Raw genomic sequence first — 5,358 nt, 5'->3', positions numbered from 1 at the left:
GATATTGCCGACTACATTGTTGGCTTTTACAACGCAACAAGGCTGCACTCAAAACTGGGCAACATGTCACCCAACGCTTTCGAGCGTAAATCGACATCTGAAAAACCTAGCGAACTGTCCGAAATTACTTGACCACCACATAGCTATGGCAACGACGAACAACAACGCCAGGCGGGAAAAGACGCGTTTTCATGTTTCTTTATTTCTGAGTTGCAGTACTAGGGTGGGGACGAGCGATGACGCTTCCCGCGCGCCCCTCCCCTTCCACCCAAGGTTCACCATGCGACTTTCCAACTTTCTGCGGACCCACTCGGCGCAAATCCTGACCGCCTGGGACGAGTTCGCCGCCACGGTTGCCCATGAAGGGCGCAGCCTGGACCAGAAGGCCCTGAGGGACCATGCGGGCCAGATACTCACTTCGATTGCGGAGGATCTGGAAACGCCGCAAAGCGACGCCGAGCAGGAAGAAAAATCCCGGGGGGAAGGCCCGCGCAGTGCCAGTGCCCTGGACACGGCCGCAGAAACGCACGCCGACACACGCATGGTGTCCGGGTTTGCCATCGACGCGATGATCACCGAGTACCGCGCCATGCGGGCAAGCGTGATTCGACTCTGGACCAGCGCTGGCGGGGGGCGCGATCACGACAATGACATGCGCGACCTGATCCGCTTCAACGAGGCCATGGACCAGGCAATTGCAGAGTCGGTGGCGCGCTACACGGACCAGACCAAAAAATCGACCGACCTGTTTATCGGCATCCTGGGGCATGACATCCGCAACCCGCTGGGTACCATCTCCATGTCCGCGCATTTGCTGGTTCGGTCGGGTCAATTACCGGCGCAGGCGGCTGAGGCCATTATCAACAGCGTGGTCCGGATCAAACAGGTGATCGAACATGTGGTGGACTTCACACGGGCGCAATCAGACGGCATCATGCCGATTGCCCCGCAACCCGGTGACCTCGTCACCCAGTTCGGCAAGATTCTGGAAGAAACTCGGGTGCGCAACCCCAAGACGGTCTTGCGCCTGAACAGCCGGGGCGATTTTCATGGCAGCTGGGACGAAGGCCGCATGGGGCAACTGCTGTCCAACCTGCTCGCCAATGCCATCTCCTACGGCGCGCCTGGCGAGCCGGTGACGGTGCGTATGTGGGAAAGCAAGGACCAGGTATTTTTCTCGGTCCACAACCAGGGTAAAGCGATTCCGGTCAAGGAGCGCGAGCAGATATTCAAGCCCCTTGTCAGGGGAGTGGTGCTTGAGCAAGAAGAGCGCAGAGAGCCCAGCGGGCTGGGACTCGGCCTTTTTATCTGCCAGGAAATCGTGCGCGCCCATGGCGGCAGCATGGGTGTCGAATCGGATGCCTCCACTGGCACCTCCTTCATCGTCAGCCTGCCGCGCACGGCGGGCACTAAAGTCGCAGCCCTGGCGTAAACGGTCAGACTTGGCCTGAAGCCCGGCGGAAGCGTTCTTCCTCCTGCAGCCTGAGCACACGCCGCTGCACCTTGCCGGTGGTGGTCATGGGCAGGGCGTCGATGAATTCAATTTCCTTCGGGTACTCGTAGGGCGCCAGCAGCCCTTTGACGTGGTTTTGCAGCACCACCACCAATTTATGGTCAAACTGGCCTTCAGCTCCCGCCTGACGGGCGCGAGCAGCTATAAAATCAGGAGCAAGAACGACATAGGCCTTGACCAGCGCGCCGCGTTCGCGGTCCGGCTTGGGCACCACGGCGGCGTTGGCGACGGCCGGGTGCTTGACCAGGCAGTTTTCGATTTCACCCGGGCCGATGCGGTAGCCAGCCGCCTTGAACACGTCATCCGCGCGGCCCTGGTACCAGAGGTAACCGTCCGCATCGCGTATGGCCAGATCACCGGTACGGCACCAGTCGCCGGTGAACTTGGCCTGCGTGGCCGCTTCCTTCTTCCAGTAGCCCAGAAAAAAGATCGGATCTGGATCGCCATGGACGTCAAAGCGGTTGACCGCCACATCGCCAGGCACACCGGCCGCACATTGCCTGCCCTCGTCGTCGATCACCTGAACCCGATGGCCGGGGTAGCCCTTGCCCATGCTGCCGGGCTTGGCCGGCCAACCGACCCAGCCGCCGGGCTGCCCCAAGGCGGGTCGCGCCCCCCCGGGGGGCAGCGACGACACGCCAGTGCCGAGCGTGGGGGCCACATTCATCGAACAGTTGCCGACCACGTAGTTGATCTCGGTCTGGCCAAACATCTCATTGACAACCACCCCCAGCTCATCGCGGCACCAGGAAAACACCGTGTCACCCACAGCTTCACCGGCGCTCATCATGGCCTGAAGCTTCAGCTTGAACCGCCGACGCGGCTGCGGAAAGGCTTTCATCATGGCCTTGAGCGCGGTCGGAAACAAAAAGGTGTGTGTCACGCCTTGGTGCTCCATCAGGCTGAAAGCCAGTTCGGGGCTGAAGCGCCCGTTGAAAGCGACGATGGGACGGCCGAAATAAAGCGTGGGCAGCAAGGCATCCATCAGGCCGCCCGTCCAGGCCCAGTCTGCCGGAGACCAGAACACCGCATCAGACACGGCGTTGCTTTTGCCATCAAACCCAAACCAGTTCTGGCTGCAGACAAAACCCGGCAAATTGCCGATCAGCGCGCGGTGCGCCAGCAACGCGCCCTTGGGCGGTCCGGTGGTACCACTGGTGTAGATCAGGATGGCCGCCTCGTCGGCTTTGGTCTTCACGGCGATGAAGGCCCGCTGGTGGCTGGCCAGCGCCGATTCGTAGTCAATGTCCCCCTGGCCTGCGGCCTCGCCCGCGGCGATCACCGTGCGCAGCGCCGGGCAGCTGGTGCGTATGGCTTTGAGGCTGGTGATGGCGCTTTCATCACCTATCGCCAGTACCGCGTGGCTGTCCTGCAAACGGTATGCCAACGCGTCGGGGCCAAACAGCATGGACAGCGGCATGGCGACCGCACCCATCTGGAATACCGCCATATAGGCCACCGCCGTTTCAAAACGCTGCGGCATCACAATGGCCACACGGTCACCCCGCTGCACGCCCAGCTGGACCAGCACATGGCTGAGTGCATCGGCCGCCTGCTGAAGCTGGGAATAGGTATAAAAAGTGCCTCCAGCCCTTGGCTGATGGTCGCGGATAGCTATTCTTTTCGTAGCATCCGGCGCATCGGCGTCCGCGTCGGCCCAGCGCCGGCAGCACACCTGAGCGATGTTGAAATAAGTGTCCACCTGCCAGCGGAATCCCTCGCAGAGGGCGGTGTAGCTGTCAGGGGCAGGCGCGGCGGGTTTGTCCCTGCCTTGACTGCGCCGCAATGGAAGTCTCTTTATCATCGTGTCAATGTACAAAGAAAAACGCCTTTCCCGCAGCGAGTTTGTCCCTATACGCGGCATCAATTACCACGTCCTTCACTGGGGCGAGGTGCCAGGCAGCCTGCCACCCCTGGTGCTGGTGCACGGCTGGATGGACGTGGCAGCTTCTTACCAGTTTGTGGTGGATGCCTTGCCCGAAGCGTTTACGCGGGGTCGCAGCATCATCGCACCCGACTGGCGCGGCTACGGAAAAACCGGCGCCAACGGCGCTGACAATTTCTGGTTTCCCGACTACCTGGCCGACCTGGATTTCCTGCTGGACCATTACGCGCCCGGCCAGTCGGTGGACCTGGTGGGCCACAGCATGGGCGGCAATGTGGCCATGTTGTACGCCGGCGTGCGGCCCGAGCGCATTCGCAAGCTCATCAATCTGGAAGGTTTTGGCATGCCAGCCACGCGGCCCAGCCAGGCACCCGGGCGCTTTGCCAAATGGATGGACGAGCTCAAAAGCCTGCACAAGGGCGAGATGGCGCTTAAACCTTATAACGATGTCGATGGCGTGGCGAGGCGGCTGATGCGCACCAACCCGCGGCTGTCCCAGGACAAGGCCGACTGGCTGGCGCGGCATTGGGCCAGCCCGGATGCCCAGGGGCAATGGAACATTCTGGGCGATGCAGCCCACAAGATTACCAACGCGCAGCTTTACCGGGTTGATGAAGTGCTGGAGATCTACCAGCGTATCAGCGCGCCCACGCTGGCCGTTGAAGCCTCGGACGACTCCCTCGGCAAATGGTGGCAGGGCAAATACGCCCTGGCCGAGTACCACGAGCGGCTGAAAGCCGTGCCGCAGGTCAGTACCGCCGTCGTTCAGGACGCCGGCCACATGCTGCACCACGACCAGCCCGAGGCGCTGGCCACCCTGATTGAAAACTTCGTGACGGGATGACGGCCTACATGAAAAGTGGCGGTTCTACGCCACACTAAGGCTTTTTGCGCCTACGAGGCGGAGCCAAGATGACCGAGCCAATCTATAACCCGCAGGACAACTTTCGCCGTATTCTGACGCGCAACGTCAGCCTGCCGCTCGGCATGGGCGCGCTCAGCGCCGCACTTTTTTTCGGCCTCATCTTCTTTCTCCTGTCGACACTGAACTGGGTGGACCGCACCCAGCACGTCATCAACAAGGCCAACGAAGTATCCAAGCTCCCCGTCGAAATGTCGGCTGGCATGCGCGGCTTCCTGATCACCGGCGATGAAAACTTTCTGCAGCCTTATGACGTCGCCAAGGCACGGCTGGATGGCGAGCTGGACGCCCTGATCCAACTGGTCAGCGACAACCCGGCCCAGGTTGACCGTCTCAAGCGCATTGGCGAGCTACAGTCCCAGTGGAACGAATTTGCGCAAAAGGGCATTGAGGTACGCCGCAACAAGCAGGAATTCCAGGAGGCCATCCGGGCCGGCTTGGGCAAAAGGCTCACCGATGAAACGCGCCGTGAGTTCCGCGGCTTCATCACCACCGAACAGTCGCTGCTGCAGGAGCGCACCGAAGACGCGCGAAGCACCACCGTGTGGATCATCGTCGGCTATCTGGTCTTTACGCTGGGCGTCAGCGGTTTGCTGGCCTTTTTTGGCCGCCGCGAGCTGCTGCGCCTGTCGGAGACCTACGACGTGGCGCTCAAGCGGCAGGCGGACGATGCCGAAGTGCTGCAGGAAGTGGCCTGGCTGCGCAGCGGCCAGACCCGGCTGGCCGAGCAGATGATTGGCCAGCAGGCGCTGGCGCCGCTGGGCCGCAGTTCGCTGGACTTCCTCGCGCATTACCTGGGCGTCGCGGTCGCGGCCCTGTATGTGCGCGAAGACACTGGCAGCCTGCGGCGCATCGCCGCCTATGGCTTCAGCAAGGACAACGAGGACAGGCCGCAGTCGTTTTACAGCGCCGAAGGCCTGATCGGCCAGGCCGCGCTCGAAAACCGCGTGTTGCAGCTCGACGACCTGCCTGACAGCTACCTGACCATCAGCTCCGGCCTGGGCCAGACCGCGCCACGTCATGTGTTGATTGTTCCGG

Annotated in this window: 5 protein-coding genes; 4 read left to right on the top strand and 1 reads right to left on the bottom strand. The window is 61.9% G+C overall.

Translation table 11 applies throughout. From position 1 onward, the window contains the following. Positions 1–3: 3 nt before the first annotated feature. A complete protein-coding gene (locus ACESMT_RS14245; protein WP_372827255.1) occupies positions 4–132 on the top strand; it encodes an IS3 family transposase in 129 nt (42 codons plus the stop codon). Between the two features lie 148 nt (positions 133–280). Next, positions 281–1,432, top strand: coding sequence for an ATP-binding protein (locus tag ACESMT_RS14240; RefSeq protein WP_372827253.1), 1,152 nt, complete (start codon positions 281–283; stop codon positions 1,430–1,432). 4 nt (positions 1,433–1,436) lie between these two features. Here ACESMT_RS14240 and ACESMT_RS14235 read toward each other — a convergent pair whose 3' ends face one another. Next, on the bottom strand, positions 1,437–3,317 hold the full coding sequence (locus tag ACESMT_RS14235; RefSeq protein ID WP_372827252.1) for an acyl-CoA synthetase: 1,881 nt from the start codon (positions 3,315–3,317) through the stop codon (positions 1,437–1,439). A 7-nt stretch (positions 3,318–3,324) separates the two neighbouring features. Here ACESMT_RS14235 and ACESMT_RS14230 point away from each other — a divergent pair, with 7 nt between their 5' ends. Continuing rightward, the gene (locus ACESMT_RS14230) at positions 3,325–4,242 is read left to right on the top strand and encodes an alpha/beta fold hydrolase (RefSeq protein ID WP_372827254.1); all 918 of its coding nucleotides are present in this window, start codon (positions 3,325–3,327) and stop codon (positions 4,240–4,242) included. Positions 4,243–4,310: 68 nt separating this feature from the next. After that, positions 4,311–5,358 (top strand): CHASE3 domain-containing protein (locus ACESMT_RS14225; protein ID WP_372827251.1); only part of this gene is annotated, 1,048 nt, incomplete at its 3' end.

This window comes from Polaromonas sp., from assembly GCF_041689105.1.
Lineage (GTDB): Bacteria > Pseudomonadota > Gammaproteobacteria > Burkholderiales > Burkholderiaceae_C > Polaromonas.
This window is presented reverse-complemented; position numbering and strand designations above follow the sequence as displayed.

What these genes read in the sequence shown, in the direction of transcription:
- ACESMT_RS14235 (WP_372827252.1), bottom strand. Translation starts at nt 3,317, where the DNA reads ATGATAAAGAGACTTCCATTGCGGCGCAGTCAAGGCAGGGACAAACCC.
- ACESMT_RS14230 (WP_372827254.1), top strand. Translation starts at nt 3,325, where the DNA reads ATGTACAAAGAAAAACGCCTTTCCCGCAGCGAGTTTGTCCCTATACGC.
- ACESMT_RS14240 (WP_372827253.1), top strand. Translation starts at nt 281, where the DNA reads ATGCGACTTTCCAACTTTCTGCGGACCCACTCGGCGCAAATCCTGACC.